General features: G+C 50.7%; 13 protein-coding genes. 7 read left to right on the forward strand and 6 right to left on the reverse strand.

Annotated features, from left to right (window positions below; genetic code table 11):
* Nucleotides 1-262 precede the first annotated feature (262 nt).
* From EKK48_30810 to EKK48_30820, 3 genes are all read right to left on the reverse strand, one after another.
* Nucleotides 263-1006 (reverse strand): phosphate ABC transporter substrate-binding protein, encoded by a 744-nt coding sequence (locus EKK48_30810; GenBank protein RTL34710.1) that lies wholly within the window; start codon nucleotides 1004-1006, stop codon nucleotides 263-265.
* Between the two features lie 363 nt (nucleotides 1007-1369).
* Nucleotides 1370-1564, reverse strand: a complete 195-nt coding sequence (locus EKK48_30815) for a hypothetical protein (GenBank protein RTL34711.1) — start codon at nucleotides 1562-1564, stop codon at nucleotides 1370-1372.
* A gap of 212 nt (nucleotides 1565-1776) precedes the next feature.
* On the reverse strand, nucleotides 1777-2667 hold the full coding sequence (locus EKK48_30820; protein ID RTL34712.1) for an NAD(P)-dependent oxidoreductase: 891 nt from the start codon (nucleotides 2665-2667) through the stop codon (nucleotides 1777-1779).
* Between the two features lie 242 nt (nucleotides 2668-2909).
* On the opposite strand from EKK48_30820, the gene EKK48_30825 reads away from it, so the two are divergent.
* A complete protein-coding gene (locus EKK48_30825; GenBank protein ID RTL34713.1) occupies nucleotides 2910-3695 on the forward strand; it encodes a hypothetical protein in 786 nt (261 codons plus the stop codon).
* A gap of 4 nt (nucleotides 3696-3699) precedes the next feature.
* Here EKK48_30825 and EKK48_30830 read toward each other — a convergent pair whose 3' ends face one another.
* Both EKK48_30830 and EKK48_30835 read right to left on the reverse strand, forming a co-directional pair.
* Nucleotides 3700-4872, reverse strand: coding sequence for a cystathionine gamma-synthase (locus EKK48_30830; GenBank protein ID RTL34714.1), 1173 nt, complete (start codon nucleotides 4870-4872; stop codon nucleotides 3700-3702).
* A 1-nt stretch (nucleotide 4873) separates the two neighbouring features.
* A complete protein-coding gene (locus tag EKK48_30835) occupies nucleotides 4874-6406 on the reverse strand; it encodes a cystathionine beta-synthase (protein ID RTL34715.1) in 1533 nt (510 codons plus the stop codon).
* Between the two features lie 26 nt (nucleotides 6407-6432).
* Between EKK48_30835 and EKK48_30840 the strand changes: the two genes are divergently transcribed.
* From EKK48_30840 to EKK48_30855, 4 genes are all read left to right on the forward strand, one after another.
* The gene (locus EKK48_30840; protein ID RTL34716.1) at nucleotides 6433-7992 is read left to right on the forward strand and encodes a methylmalonyl-CoA mutase; all 1560 of its coding nucleotides are present in this window, start codon (nucleotides 6433-6435) and stop codon (nucleotides 7990-7992) included.
* Between the two features lie 122 nt (nucleotides 7993-8114).
* Nucleotides 8115-9023, forward strand: coding sequence for a glycosyltransferase family 2 protein (locus EKK48_30845; protein RTL34717.1), 909 nt, complete (start codon nucleotides 8115-8117; stop codon nucleotides 9021-9023).
* 3 nt (nucleotides 9024-9026) lie between these two features.
* Complete coding sequence (locus EKK48_30850; GenBank protein ID RTL34718.1) at nucleotides 9027-10055, forward strand: NAD(P)-dependent oxidoreductase; 1029 nt, start codon at nucleotides 9027-9029, stop codon at nucleotides 10053-10055.
* Nucleotides 10056-10151: 96 nt separating this feature from the next.
* Complete coding sequence (locus tag EKK48_30855) at nucleotides 10152-11525, forward strand: NCS2 family permease (protein RTL34719.1); 1374 nt, start codon at nucleotides 10152-10154, stop codon at nucleotides 11523-11525.
* Nucleotides 11526-11555: 30 nt separating this feature from the next.
* On the opposite strand, the gene EKK48_30860 is transcribed toward EKK48_30855, so the two are convergent.
* Nucleotides 11556-13166 (reverse strand): tetratricopeptide repeat protein, encoded by a 1611-nt coding sequence (locus EKK48_30860; protein RTL34720.1) that lies wholly within the window; start codon nucleotides 13164-13166, stop codon nucleotides 11556-11558.
* A gap of 341 nt (nucleotides 13167-13507) precedes the next feature.
* Between EKK48_30860 and EKK48_30865 the strand changes: the two genes are divergently transcribed.
* Nucleotides 13508-14302: a response regulator transcription factor gene (locus EKK48_30865; protein ID RTL34721.1), complete on the forward strand. Its 795-nt coding sequence runs from the start codon at nucleotides 13508-13510 to the stop codon at nucleotides 14300-14302.
* 475 nt (nucleotides 14303-14777) lie between these two features.
* Nucleotides 14778-15062 carry a hypothetical protein gene (locus tag EKK48_30870; GenBank protein RTL34722.1) on the forward strand — a complete coding sequence of 95 codons (285 nt, stop codon included), beginning with the start codon at nucleotides 14778-14780 and terminating at the stop codon, nucleotides 15060-15062.
* Nucleotides 15063-15090: the final 28 nt, after the last annotated feature.

Below are 15090 nucleotides of genomic sequence, written 5' to 3' on the forward strand. Positions count from 1 at the left end.
ATAAGGTTAAGCGGCTGCGGGTTTGACGGGCTTCCAAGTAATAGCACAGACACCGTTGCGGCAGATTTCGCCGGTGCGCTTAATATCCCGGGAATCGGAGTCTGCTTCGACAGCAGATTGAGCGGAACTTTCAGTCTCATCGACTTTGCGGAGCTCGGACGTAATTCTTCCGTTCATGGCTGTTCTCCTGCCTCTATACATGCCTGACGGAAAAGAGAAAAAATTTAGGACCATTCGGCTCGATTTAATCGACTTTGCTTAACTAATATCGATCGACAGGCGCATAACCGGCGGCACGCACCTGCTTTTGCGCTTCCGAGCTGAGACAGTAATCGACAAACTTGCGCACAGATGGCTTGGGATCTTCATCCATAAAGAATATGAGCGGGCGACTGAGTGGATAATTATCGATGGTTGATAGTTCCGTCGGCTTCACGGGAGCGGAATCGGCAGACAATTTCAGTCCCAGTATTTTGACTTTGTCTCCGGCTTCTGCCGCCGTTCCCATACCGACATAGCCAATCGCTGCTTTATTCTTCTCCACCGCCGCCAACAAATCACTGCCAGAAAGCACTGTTTGTGAGCCTTTAGCATAATCAATACTCTGCAAAAGATGACTTTTGACGAAATTGTATGTGCCTGATTTTTCTTCCCGTGTAAATACCTGAATAGGAATTTTTGCTCCGCCGACCGCGCTCCAATCTTTGATGGAACCGGCAAAAATCTCTTTCACTTGAGCTAGAGTGAGGGCCGAAACAGGATTAGCAGAGTTGACGACAATAGCGACAGAGTCTCTGGCAACTGTAACTTTCTTCAGTTTTACAGACTTTTTGTGCAGCTCAATCGACTCGGCCGAGTTTAGATCTCGCGAGGCAGCAGCCAGATCAGTGGTGCGGTTCAGAAGCGCTTCGATGCCTGAACCGGAATCGCCCGAGTTGACGGAGATAGGTACATTCGGCTCCTTCTGCATGAAGTTACTGGCCCAGGTACGGACCAGTGCAGTCATTGTGTCTGAGCCCTCGATTGAGACGAGTGCGGTCAGCTGCCGAGCATCTCGTTTCACTCTTCTGGTACAAGCGCACAGCGAAAAGCACAGTCCAACAATCAGTGAAACTATTATTAGATGGCGCACCGCTGTCTTGCCTCGAAAATAATTGCTGCCAGCTCGTGCCTATGATACCTCAGCATTTAAGTCCTGACTGTCATGGCTTCAGATAACGAAACATGACGGCACATTAGCTTCTCAACGAACAACTATGATCGATCAGTTCGACGAGAGAGACTGTTAATTAGACGCCACCATATTTAGTGCCGAAAAAGAAAAAGGCCTGCTCTCGCAGGCCTCCAAAAGACTTAGAGTCGAATCGATCTATTCTTCGAAATCTTCGTCCAAATCATCTTCTTCATCGCCGTCTTCTGCGATCATTTCGCAAGCAGCGAGAAAGAATTGGCTTGTGATTGTCGCTGCAGTGTCAGGTGAAACACCTACTGCGGTCAGACTTTTGATCCAGTGTACGACTTCGTCCAAAACTGAAGTGTCAACAATTGCTTGTGTTTGAGGCATATGTAATATCCTGAGCGGTAAGCTATCAGCCATGATCCTATCCCGCTTCTGGTGCCGGTTTCAAGTTATAAGATCGGTTCGTAAAAAATCCCAAACAAGCCTTAAACCTCAGCAAAAAGCCCAGATTGGCAGCTTTCAGAGTTGCCAATCGATTTGCAACCGCAGCAAAGACCCAGGCCGGCAGCAACATAAATTCTATTTACCGAGCCGATCTAAGGCTTCATCGATTCATAAGCTCTGAACATAGCCTGGGTGCCCTGACGAAATCCCTGCTCGCTATCCAGCCGACCGGCCTGTTCAAACAGGTTTCGAGCCAGCTCCACCCCTGGAAGATTGCAGTCCTCGACGTTTTCATCGATCAGACGCAGATCTTTGAGCATATGTTCGAGGGTGAAACCCGGCTTAAAATCGCCGTTCGTTATGCGCGCACCGAGATTCGTCAATGCCCATGATGCTCCAGCACCGTTACCAAGAGAATCCAGAAGCAACTTCTTATCGATATGCATCTGATCAGCTAGAGAAAATGTCTCACTGACAGCAATCATATTGATCGCACACAAAACCTGATTGCACAGCTTCATAGCCTGACCGCTGCCCGAAGCTCCGCAGTAGATGATGTTTTTACCGATAGCCTGGAAGAGCGGCAGAGTTTCATCAAAGACAGCCTTTTCACCGCCTGCCAGGATTGTCAAAGTCCCCTCTCTGGCTCCGACATCTCCACCTGTGACCGGAGCATCAAGAAATCGCAAACCGGCTGAGCCCAATCCATCGTAGAGTTTTACCGCCGCCGCCTTTCCAATGGTCGTCATATCAACAACAATCGCATTGGCGGGCGCATACTTTTTGACATCGCCGAGCAGCACTTGCTCAACATCAGGCACATCGCCCAGGCAGGAGAAAATGTAACCAGCATTGGAGACGGCAGCTTGTACAGACTCAGCGACTTGAATACCAGCGTCCTTCACCGCCTGAACGCCGGGACGAGCCAGAGTACGATTCCAACCGACTACGTCGAATCCGTGCTTACGGAAATTGAGCGCCATAGAAGAGCCCATGATGCCCAGACCCAGATAAGCAATTTTTTGCGGCTTTTGATTCGACATAACACCTCCGAAACAAGTACGTGCTTCAATGACTTGCACATCCGAAAAATCCACGGATTCGGCGCCCAGCCGCAATTGCTCGAACGACAAGCCCTGTGAAGCCCTAAATTATCGGACAAGTGCAGATGGAGATGGTTTTGATAAACACACATCAGTGAGAAATCTTCATATGGCAGCGGCAATCGTGGTTTAACTTGCATTTGCCAGGGAATTTCGGTATACAACAATCAGAGGTCTTGACATTGGACTTGGTCGCCCCGCCATCTATAAACAAAGTAATCGCGGCACTCGCGTGCTTGCCGATCTTTTGCTTGAGCGCCGAAGCAGCTGAGCGAAAAGCGGTAGTGCGAGTGACGACCGGCTCAGTGCAGATAAACAACTGGCAGCATCATCTGGTCAAGAACAACCCAAATCTCGGGCACTGGCACTGGAATCCGATTTATGCCAACGTGCAAGGGTTGAAGACGGTGCGGGCAAACTCGGGACCCGATCGCTTCCACCGCCGCTCGGGTCCGGCACAGCTGCATCCAAACGTTACTGTGACTCAGATCGTGCCGCGGTCGAAATCCGTTTATCAGCGCCCCAATCACATTCCATTCAATCTGACCCGACCACCGCAAACAAATGTCGCCGCTAATCTGAGAGCTCCTGACGTCAGCGCCAGACTGGCTAATCGTGATGTCAGCGCCAGACTCGGTAATCGTGATGTCAGCGCCACCTTACGAAACAACCAGGTGAACGGGCAACTGGCGAATCGCGATGTCAGCGCCACCCTGACACAAAATAGAACCAATGCCAGTCTCGCCAATCGCAATGTCAGCGGCGAACTCCTGCCGGCACCACCACAACCAGTCGCACCGGCACCACCGCGTGTGGCGACTTATGGACAGACATACGGCGGCGACGACTTCGCACGCATATCAGGAAGCGGCAATCGCGTCGAGAAAAGTTCGGTCTATGGCAGAATCGCCATGCCCAAGAAGAGCAAGGGTAAGAAAACGACCGCGTCGAGCAGCATCAATTATTAGCTGATTAGACCTTCGAAAGCACTTGCACTTTTGACAGAGCGGTCTCGATGTCCTTAATCAAGTCATCTTGATCTTCGATGCCCACTGACAAACGAACCAATCCATCAACGATGCCGCGGGCCTCCCGCACATCTTTAGGAATTGAAGCGTGAGTCATGGTAGCTGGATGACCGATCAAACTTTCCACACCGCCCAGACTCTCAGCCAGCGAAAAGAGCTTCGTTCCATCGAGGAATGTTTTGGCATTTTGCAAGCCGCCTTTAACGACGACTGACACCATGCCGCCAAAACCACGCATCTGCTTTTTAGCAAGTTCGTGTTGAGGATGCGAAGTCAGCCCTGGATAAATGACCTTTTCGATAGCCGGGTGTTTCTCGAGGAATTTGGCAATCGCCATGGCATTGCTTTCATGTGCTTTCATGCGTACTGCAAGCGTCTTCAAGCCACGCAAGACGAGCCAGCAATCAAAAGGACCAGGAGTAGCGCCGACTGCATTTTGATGAAATCGCAGCGTCTCATGATACTTATCATTATTCGTGATCGCGCATCCACCCACCACATCACTGTGCCCACCCAGATACTTCGTAGTACTGTGCACGACGATATCAGCGCCCAGACTGAGCGGGTTTTGCAGATATGGACTGGCAAAAGTGTTATCAACCACGGCGATGATATCCGCACCGTTTTTGGTGGCTCTAATAGCTTTCACCAGAGCCTGGATATCGATCAACTGCAGCATTGGATTCGTAGGAGTTTCCAGCCACAACATCTTAGTGTTCGGCTTCACGGCGGCTTCTACATTCTTGACGTCACGTCCGTCGACGAAGTCGAAACTCAACCCATAACGTCTGAAGACTTTGTCGAACAAACGATAGGTGCCGCCATAGACATCGTCGCAGACCACGACATGGTCGCCTGCGGATAGCAGTGTCATGACGGTAGCTGTGGCAGCCAATCCTGAGCCGAAACAGAGACCGTGCTTTCCGTCTTCCAACGAGGCGAGACACTCTTCCAGCGAACTGCGCGTAGGATTTTGAGTGCGTGCATACTCAAAACCCTTATGCTTGCCCAACTCATCCTGCACATATGTGGAGGTCTGAAAAATGGGCGTGATGATCGCTCCAGTACTTGGGTCCGGTGCTTGACCAACGTGAATCGCCTTCGTTGAGAACTTCATTTTATGCTCCTAAATGGGCTTTTTCAGCCTTATGTTTTCTCTCTTCTTTTGTTGCCAGATTGTCGCCCGACCCAATCTTTTCACGTAAGTGAGACATGATGTCGAACTTAGTCAGCACGCCTTTGGCTTTGTTATCTTTGGTGATCACCACCATAGCATTGCCCAATCTAAATGACTTATAGATCTGATCGATTTCGGAGTTAACATCAAATTGAGGGAAGGGTCGTCCCATTACAGATCCGACTGTTGTTTTAGCCGGGTCTTTTCGTTCGTAGACAACCTGCATGGCGATGACATCGTTGATATGTCCGACGTTGCGACCATCTTCAGTAACGACCGGCAGCTGGTCGATACCATGTTGCTCCATGGCATTGATAGTCTGCTGAATCGTATCTTCAGGATGAACGACGATAAGCGGGGAGATCTTGCCGCGCCCTTTCTTTCGTTCAAGCAAGTCTGATGCCAGATAGCTGTACTCAGGCGCAGGCAAGAAGCCATTTTCGCGCATCCACTCGTCTGAATACATTTTGCTCAGGTAACCGCGTCCGCCATCGGGCAAAAGCACGACGACAACATCTTTCTCTGTCAAATCTTGAGAAATTTTCAAAGCAGCAAAAACGGCGGTTCCACATGAGCCACCGGCAAGAATGCCTTCTTCGCGAGCTAGTCTGCGACCCATAGTGAACGAGTCTTTGTCGCTAACTCGAACGAATTCGTCGATAATCTTAAGCTCCGCATTACGTGGAATAAAGTCTTCGCCGATGCCTTCTACTTTATACGAGCCGGCCAGATCGCCCGAATAAATCGAGCCTTCCGGGTCAACACCGATAATGCGAATATTCGGATTCTTTTCTCTCAGGTAGCGAGCAGTACCAGATATGGTGCCGCCCGTACCCATAGAAGCGACGAAATGAGTGATCTTTCCATCCGTTTGCTCCCAGATCTCAGGACCGGTAGAGAGATAGTGGGCCATCGGATTATTGGGATTGGCGAATTGATTTGGTTGAAACGCCCCGGGGATTTCAGCAGTCAGCTTATTGGCGACCGAGTAGTAGCTCTCGTGCGAGCTGGCTGAAACGCTGGTCGGTACAACAACAACCTCTGCGCCATAAGCGCGCAATAAGTTGATTTTCTCTTGCGCCACTTTGTCTGGAACGACAAGAATGCATCGATAACCTTTCACAGCAGCAATCTGTGCCAGTCCAGTGCCTGTGTTCCCTGATGTCGGTTCGATGATGGTGCCGCCCGGTTTGAGCAAACCGTGTTTCTCGGCTTCCTCGACCATCCTGATAGATGGCCTGTCTTTTACAGAACCACCCGGGTTGAATACTTCTACCTTGGCCAGAATCAAAGGCTTCAGACCTGCGGTGATTTTATTCAACTTCACAAGAGGTGTAGAGCCGACGGTTTCGAGAATGGTGTTGTAATACTTCACCAGAAGCGGACCTCCATTACAATATAGGAGCAAAGCAGATGCAATTATACGGCGGAAGTGCGTGTAACATCTATCCGATCGCCCTTCATTTGTGCGCATTAACTATCAAAAAAGGTTCTACCTAAATGACAGAAGACAAGTATTTATGGAAGCCCGAAGATCTATCCGGCTTTGATGGTCAGACAAAGCTGGGCAATCCCGGCGAATATCCTTACACGCGCGGCATTTACGCCGATATGTATCGCTCTCGCTACTGGACAATGCGTCAATATGCCGGTTTCGGCAACGCACGCGAGACGAACAAGCGCTTCCGTTATCTTCTTCAAAACGGGCAAACCGGCTTGTCGACAGCATTCGACCTGCCTACTCAGATGGGTTATGACAGCGATGACCCAATGGCTCTGGGCGAAGTAGGCAGAACCGGAGTGGCCATCGATAGTCTGAAAGACATGGAAACGCTGTTTGACGGCATTGACCTGAGCAAAGTCTCTACGTCCATGACGATCAACGCCACAAGCGCAATCTTACTGGCGATGTATCGCGCCGTTGGCATCAAGCAGGGAGTCGATGCCAAGCTGTTGCAGGGCACGATTCAGAACGACATTTTAAAAGAGTATGAGGCCCGCAATACATACATTTTTCCGCCGGCAGGCTCGATGCGGCTGATCACCGACATATTCGAATACTGCTCAAGCGAGATGCCTCGCTGGAATACGATTTCCATCAGCGGCTATCACATCCGCGAAGCGGGAGCCACAGCCGTTCAAGAGCTGGCTTTCACCTTCGCAAACGCCATCCAATATGTCAGAGCCGCTATCTCACGCGGTCTCGATATCGACTCATTCGCGCCTCAATTGAGCTTTTTCTTCGTCGCGCAAATGGACCTGTTTGAAGAAGTGGCAAAATTCCGAGCCGCTCGCAGACTCTGGGCGCGCATAATGAAGGATCAGTTCCATGCCAAGAATCCTAAGTCACTGATGCTGCGCTTCCACGTGCAAACAGCGGGGTCAAGCCTGACGCAACAGCAACCCGACAATAACATCGTGCGAACCACTGTAGAAGCAATGGCAGCCGTATTGGGCGGCGCACAATCGTTGCACACAAACTCAAAAGACGAAGCTCTGTCGCTGCCCAGCGAGGCCGCCGCATTGACGGCATTGCGCACGCAGCAAATCATCGCCAGCGAAACTGGTGTCGGAAACGTCGTCGACCCGTTTGGCGGCTCTTATTTCGTGGAGCAGCTGACGGACAAAATCGAGAAAGATGTCGAGCTTTATCTGGAAAAGATTGAGGAGCTGGGCGGTGCCATAAGCGCCGTAGAACAGGGATACATTCAGAAGGAAATCCAGGAGTCTGCCTATCAATATCATTGCAGCGTCGAAGATAAACGACGCATCATCGTCGGAGTGAATAGATTTATCGACAAAGAGTCCGAAAAGATCGAAATACATCGAGTCGATCCAAAATTGGAAACAGAACAAGTTGCCGATCTGAAGCGAGTCAAAGCAGAGCGTGATCAAGAAAAGGTGGATCACTCGCTTGGGAAATTGGCGGAAGTGGCTCAAGGCACAGGTAACCTGATTCCACACATCTGCGCAGCAGTGGATTGCTACGCTACTGTGGGCGAAATCAGCAACACTCTGCGTAAGGCATTCGGCAAATTCAGACCGGTCGCGACTTTGTAAAGAGCTGATTGCAGTCTGAAAGCTGCCCGCAGCCCTCGAATTCCGCTTCTCTCATGATCAGCTGAGCCATTTGTGAGAAGACGAGAATAAGTCTGGCTCTTGAATATGTTTCAATTTACCGCATGCCAACTCCGCGCGTTTCGATAGTCATCGTCAATTGGAAGACGCCCAAGCTCCTCGCTAAGTGTCTTGCCACGATCAACGATGATCCGGCTTGCGACCGATTCGAGATATTTGTCATCGACAACAACTCAGGCGATGAATCAGTTGACATGCTGCAAAAGGACTTTCCTTATGTCAACCTGATCGCCAACAGCGACAACCTGGGTTTTTCCAAAGCTTGTAATCAAGCGATTCCAAAAGCAAAGGGGCAGTACGTGTTTTTGCTCAACCCCGACACTGAAGTGCCGGACAGAGCAATCTCCAGGCTGGCCGATTTTATGGACGCTAACCCTGACTGCGGCGCCGCCGGTCCCAAAGTGCTCAATCCGGACGGCTCATTGCAACTAGCTTGCAGAAGAGCTTTCCCATCGCCCACAGCCGCTTTTTACAGAATCACTTACTTAAGTCGAATTTTTCCGAATAATCCGACGTTTTCACAATATAATTTTTCCTCTGCGGATCCAGGGCAGCAGCTGGAAGTAGATGCTCTTGCCGGGGCGGCCATGATGGTGCGACGTCAAGCGATCGACGAAGTCGGTCTACTCGATGAAGACATATTCATGTATGGCGAAGATATTGATTGGTGCTGGCGCATCAAACAAGCCAAGTGGAAAGTATGGTATGTCCCCGAATCAGTCATCTATCACGCACATGGAGCATCAAGCCGGTTAAGACCAGTAGGAGCGACGATAAACCTGCATAAAGGGATGCACGTCTTCTACAAAAAACACTTAGCGCAAAGGTACTGGGCCCCATTCAACTCACTGGTGTATGCTGCAATTTGGTCGAGAGCCGCGCTCTTCATCCTGATCAATTTAGGACGCGGGCTTTTGCGTAACGGAAACCTATCAGCAAGGTCAGGCAGCTAACACATGGTCCCAAATGGCGTTCGAAAGAGGGTACTAGTCACCGGTGCTTCCGGACTAATAGGAAGAGCGGTCACAGAGCGACTGCTGGCAGAAAACGCACATGACATAAAGGTGCAGGTGCGCAGTGCCATGAACGCCCGCAACGACGTGGGCTCAATCATCGACTTTACCCGTGTGCAGCTCGAAGAAGCCGACTTTACGAGAGTCGGCGACCGTGAAATGCGCCTGATGACAAAGGGCTGCGACATCATCGTGCATGCAGCCGGGCTCGTGCATCAGCCGGACGCACCATATCAAGAGTACGAAGTTATCAATGTGCGGGCAACTCAGCTGCTCGCTGAAGCGGCGGCCCAGAACAATGTCAAAACGCTGATCTTCTTGAGTTCATCGGCCATCTATGGACCGGGACCCTTCGACCGTATTGCCGAAGCGGGACCGCTCAAAGCCGTAACACCATATGCAGTGTCAAAGATGACTTCAGAAAACTGGCTGCAACAATTCAAAGGCATTCCCAAAGTCGTTATCTTGCGTCCTTCTCTGGTATTCGGCGAAGGCGACCGCGGCAACTTGTTGAGCTTGATGCGAAACATCAAACAAAACAAGTACAAACACATCGGCAGCGCCGACACGGCAAAGAGCATGATCTATTCCAAAGATCTGGCTCGCGCGATAAGCCTGTGCATAAACAATTTGCCCGACGGCGTGCACATCTTCAACGTTGCCAATCCTGAGCCTGTGCCGGTAAAGACTCTTGCCGACACAATTGCGCGTGTGATGGCCGCAGCCGGTCACCCCAGCGTCAAGAAAATCAGTTCAGTGCCTGAAGGCGTTTTTCGAATCGGCGTTAAAGCCGCTGAGCTTTTCATGCAAGACAAATCGCCCATCACTATGGATCAGGTCAACAAACTGACGACCACCACCACAACATCTATCAATAAACTGGTCAACGCCACAGGCTTTCAACCCAAGACTTCACTAGACGACGCCATTCTTGCTGAAATCAAATGGGCAGACAGTCACGATCTGCTCTAATGCTTATCTGTCACGGCGGGAGCTCAGCTAACTTGAGAGCGGCTTTGACTGCAGCGCAAACTGAGATACCCGTCGTTTTTGCGGCGATGTAAGCCGATGAGTCTCGACAGTTTTTTCAAAATTCAAGAACGCGGATCAACTGTCAAAACCGAATTGCTCGGCGGTGCGACAACATTTTTGACGATGGCATACATAATCGTCGTCAACCCGGCGATTCTTAGTTTTGCGCATATTCCTCAAGGACCAAGCACAGTCGCCACTATTTTGACTGCCGTATTCGGTTGCCTGGCCATGGCTTTCTACGCCAATCGCCCTCTGGCCGTAGCACCATATATGGGAGAGAATGCCTTCATTGCCTTCGGTCTGGGCGCACTGGGAATCAGTTGGCAGCTGCGCCTCGGAGCAGTATTTGTCAGCGGCATAATTTTTGCAATTTTCGCATTGCTGAAAATTCGCCCATGGCTAGCAAACTCGATTTCGACCAGCATGAAACACAGCTTCGGAGCCGGAATCGGCATGTTCCTGATGCTGATCGGGCTCTACGAAACAGGAATAGTGACAAGCGGCGCAACGGGATTACCAGCCGCAGCCCTGCTCACGGCAGAAGGAATGCTGCGAGCGCCGGACGTGCCCCTGAAGCTTGGTAATTTGCACAGCCCTACTGTTTTACTTTCGATATTTGGATTTATTCTGATAGTAACTTTGATGCAGCGCAAGATCAAAGGCGCCATGCTGATTGGCATAGGTACAACAGCATTGATAGGGACACTGCTCGGCTACGGCTCTGCACCACGGGCAGTGATGGCTATACCCTTCTTGCCACCATATGATCTGGCGCCAATCTTCCTTCAGCTGGATATCAAAGGCGTTTTCCAGCTGTCATTCCTGCCCATTCTGCTGACGCTCTTTCTGATGAGTTTTCTCGACACGCTGGGCACCCTGGTTGGCGTGGGCTCAATCGGTGGAATGCTGGATGAAAACGGAAACTTCAAAGACATCGAAAAACCAATGATTGTCGATGCCTCTTCGTGCATCTTCAGCGCGCTGGTTGGATCGTCTACCAGCGGAGCTTTCATAGAATCAGCTGCAGGCATCAAAGAAGGCGCGCGCACGGGTCTGGCGGCACTGGTGGTGGCGCTGCTGTTTGGCGTCTGCATCTTCTTTATACCTTTGATAGAACCGCTGCAAAAGCTCACCTATGCCTATGCGCCTGCATTAATGGCAGTTGGGCTGCTGACGATAAATTCGATCAAACAGATAGATATGGATGACATCACCGAAGCTGCACCATCACTAGCCACAATTGCCATGATGGTATTTTCGTACAACATCGCGAACGGACTCACTGCAGGGCTAGTCTTGTATTCAGTAATCAAAATTTGTTCAGGCAGATTCCGAGAACTAAACTCAGGCAGCCTGCTTCTCTCTGGGCTGTGCCTGATTTATTTCCTTTTCGGTCTGCAACATTGATCAGCGCCTGAGCAGTCAACCATGCGGTTTTCAGCGCTGAGAGAACTGGGCATAGCGTGTAAACCGCTTCAAGATAGTCAATGCCAGAGGTGTGTTGGATTCAATTTGGGTGGCGCGTGTAGCCGCTTCACGAGCCGATCGCATATCACCATTTTGCTCATACAGTCGGGCAATTTGAGCCAGTGATTCGGCATCCTGGTTCGGGCAATCCAGAGCTGTTTTGAGCTGATCAAGCTTGAGAAATTTGGTTCGCATTATATAAACCCAGGGATCGGACGGATTCAGCTTCTGTGCTGCATCCAGCGTAATGGCGGCACCAGCGTCATCACGCAAGGCCAATTGCACCCGTGCTTTTTCAATCAGCAACTCTTCAATGTGAGGAGACCTTCTAATAGCGCTCTCGATGGCAATCTTAGCCTCCTGCGGCTTGTTGAGGGCGCGATTCAGTTCGGAGGTGACCAGCAGCTGAAGAGTGACATTACGTCCATCACGTACCGAGGGGTCATCTACGGTGGCATACTCCGCCAGTATCTTCTGAGCCTCGTCTGGATGTTTTTGCCTCAGTCGCCCCTGCGCGAGCAGGCAAGCCGCCGTGAAGCGCATGTCACCGGTGCGCCTGGGATCGTCGGAGACAACTTCTCTGGCATCACTGACGGCATCATGAACGCGACCAATGTGCATGGCGTAATCAGCGCGAGTGACAATTGCCGCGGGGTTGGACGGCGCCAGATTGAGGGCGCTGTCGATATAATCGCGGGCAACGTCGAAATCTCTTTTACGAATTGCGATATTGGCCAGAGAAATTTTTGCTTCAACAAAGTCAGGCTTGTAGAAAAGAGCGCGCTGCCAGTGCTTCTCGGCACCCGCGTAATCACCGAGAAGAAACTCGGAATTGCCCAGATTGTTCCACGCTGCAGCGAAGGTTGGATCGACCGTTGATGCCGTCTGGTAGCGTTCTCTGGCAGCCGCAAAATCTTTCAGACGCATCGCTTTGTTGCCGGCATTATATTGATAATTAACAACAGCCTTGCGACCGAGCACCGTGGTCAAGCCAAATGCAATCAATATTGAAAGCAGCACTCGCTGCCAGCCAAGCATTTTATAAACCGAGCGCAACTGCGTAAAACTCGATGCCGGCGCCACGACCACATCGGGCGCAGACGGCTCGAATCCGAATTTTTCTCGGCTCATGTCAGCCAGCAAACGTTCGAAATCAGACGGGGCAAACAGAAAGGAAGGAATGTGGTGTGGCACCAGATGCGGTCCAGCGCCTTTCCGCCATGAACTCTTCCGCTCAAAGATGGTCAATTTTTTCGCCACCGGAGTCAACGAAAAAACCTTCGAAAAGAGGTACTGCGGCTCCATCGCGATAGCGTCGATATGCTGCCAGCGAATCGGGCGAGCCAGACGCCACAGCCGTACTCCTTCTTGATTGACCTCAACTCCTCGTATAAGCAGGGCGACACAGTGAAGAATGCCCAGAAACCCAACAAACCAGAGAACCGCAGCAGACAACCAGACGCCTATTACTTTGAGAATCCAGCTGACCAGGTCGGTAGACTGAGGAATGAGCGCAATGCCGTCTGGTATGGCAAGCAGGGAGGCAATAGCGACGCACGTACCATGCGCGAGCTGAGTCATCGCTCTCGATTGAAGCGGGTAAATTCGCAACTGGCTGTCTGTCCCCGCGGCCGCGGGCGCGACGGAGACTATTTCTGAAGACAAATTATTCGGTTCCGCTGGTAAAACAGGTAACTCCTATTTGATAGACGAATTTGCAACCCGAAACCATGGGGAAAAGGATGTCATATCCCCGACTAGTAAAAGAATAGTTCGTAGACGACATTTTTTCTCATGGCAACCAGATTTTTTCCCAGTCGGCAAACAGATATAGATTTGATTAAGAGCGCCTCGGGTATTTTCAGAGAACAAAGCGGCAAATTTGATGGCGTTGCCAAAGGGCGCGAAAGCCGAAATGCCCGATGGATAAACGATTTCCATGCAGATGTAACAAAATCAAACCGTTAGACAAAAAGATTAGAACGTGCCATATTGAACGGAGGTTAATATTAACTGTGGCAATTGGAAGTGAGGTGGCTTGCTTGAAAATCCTGATTATCGAAGACGATGTCAACATCGCTCGCCTAATCGAACTAGAGCTTGGTTACGAAGGCTATCAGGTCTTTGTAGCTCATGACGGCAACCAGGGCTTGGATCTGTTCAAGAAAGACCAGCCAGATTTGGTTTTGCTCGACGTTATGCTCCCAGGGCTGGACGGCGTGGAAGTCTGTAAACGCCTGCGAACGATATCGAAAGTTCCGGTAATCATGCTTACGGCCAAAGACGGCGTGGGCGACAGAGTCACTGGTCTCGATGGCGGTGCCGACGATTACTTGACCAAACCGTTCGCGACTGAAGAATTATTGGCTAGAATCCGTGCCGTAATGCGCCGCAAGCCGCAGGAAGGCATTTTGACCTACGCCGACTTGTGGATGGACCAGCTCAATCGTGTCGTCAAACGTGGCGAACGACAGCTCGATTTGAGAGCGAAAGAATTCGACCTTCTGCGCCTCTTTATGCAGTATCCGGAGCAGGTGCTCTCACGCGAATTTATTTTCGACAAAGTCTGGGGCTATGACTTCATCGGCGAATCAAACGTCATCGAAGTCTATATACGGTACCTGCGCTCCAAGCTGGAAGACGGAAACTCGAAGCGCCTTATCCAGACCGTTCGCGGCGAAGGTTACGTGCTCAGAGAAGAAGAGCCACAGCGCTAATCTAAAAACAAGCTCTTATGGAAAGGCAGCGCCCTCAGCGTTGCCTTTTTCGTTGCCGTCCTGCCCCAACATGGAACGCACGCGTCCCGCGTGCTTGATTGGCTGCGCTGCCCTCACATGGAAGGGCCTCACATGGAACGCACGCGTCCCGCGTGCTTGTTTGTCCTGCCGAAACCGATTGCATACACCTAAGAACTACTTCACAAAGACAAAAGATCTGCTGACAAATATCGATCAGGGCGACCATAAATAGCGATCAGCAATACCCACACAAGCCAACAGGAAGCTGCTTTACAGAATTTCAAATGGGAAAAACCCCATTGAGATCGACGAATTTGGCAGGTTCTTTCGTAAGGTTGCCCTTTACTTTGCCGATCGTGTAAAGTTATGATACGGCAAGATAAGACGTTGTTCAGGTAAACGCGCATGTAAAGCGGGTTCCGAACATACAAATGCCGGTCCGAGGTAACCTAACATGCCACTAGTAAAAGACAGAGTCGGGAAAATCCGTCAACATGACGAGAGATTCTATTTAAGCATCCTCTCGGAAAGCGAGACAGGAAGCTGGGTTTTAACGCTGCCACCTCTACTATCGGCTCACCAAGCCGAGCTGGAGCAAATGCTAGGCAGAGTCTTTTCTGGTCGTCCAAGCTCAAAAGAAAATTTTGCGCTTGCACAACAAATGTCCATGAACTGGTGCTTCTCCAAGTGCAAGCAATTCGGCAAGCAACTGGAAGAGTGCTGGAGCGAAGCAGTCTGAGCCCATCATAAAATCGAACCCAATCATG

This window comes from Candidatus Melainabacteria bacterium (genome assembly GCA_003963305.1).
Classification (GTDB): Bacteria; Cyanobacteriota; Vampirovibrionia; order Obscuribacterales; family Obscuribacteraceae; genus PALSA-1081.

Coding starts and splice junctions, on each gene's coding strand:
- EKK48_30810 (RTL34710.1), bottom strand. CDS start 1,006: ATGACTGCACTGGTCCGTACCTGGGCCAGTAACTTCATGCAGAAGGAG.
- EKK48_30815 (RTL34711.1), bottom strand. CDS start 1,564: ATGCCTCAAACACAAGCAATTGTTGACACTTCAGTTTTGGACGAAGTC.
- EKK48_30820 (RTL34712.1), bottom strand. CDS start 2,667: ATGTCGAATCAAAAGCCGCAAAAAATTGCTTATCTGGGTCTGGGCATC.
- EKK48_30830 (RTL34714.1), bottom strand. CDS start 4,872: ATGAAGTTCTCAACGAAGGCGATTCACGTTGGTCAAGCACCGGACCCA.
- EKK48_30835 (RTL34715.1), bottom strand. CDS start 6,406: ATGCGCACAAATGAAGGGCGATCGGATAGATGTTACACGCACTTCCGC.
- EKK48_30840 (RTL34716.1), top strand. CDS start 6,433: ATGACAGAAGACAAGTATTTATGGAAGCCCGAAGATCTATCCGGCTTT.
- EKK48_30845 (RTL34717.1), top strand. CDS start 8,115: ATGCCAACTCCGCGCGTTTCGATAGTCATCGTCAATTGGAAGACGCCC.
- EKK48_30850 (RTL34718.1), top strand. CDS start 9,027: ATGGTCCCAAATGGCGTTCGAAAGAGGGTACTAGTCACCGGTGCTTCC.
- EKK48_30855 (RTL34719.1), top strand. CDS start 10,152: ATGAGTCTCGACAGTTTTTTCAAAATTCAAGAACGCGGATCAACTGTC.
- EKK48_30860 (RTL34720.1), bottom strand. CDS start 13,166: ATGACTCAGCTCGCGCATGGTACGTGCGTCGCTATTGCCTCCCTGCTT.
- EKK48_30865 (RTL34721.1), top strand. CDS start 13,508: ATGGATAAACGATTTCCATGCAGATGTAACAAAATCAAACCGTTAGAC.
- EKK48_30870 (RTL34722.1), top strand. CDS start 14,778: ATGCCACTAGTAAAAGACAGAGTCGGGAAAATCCGTCAACATGACGAG.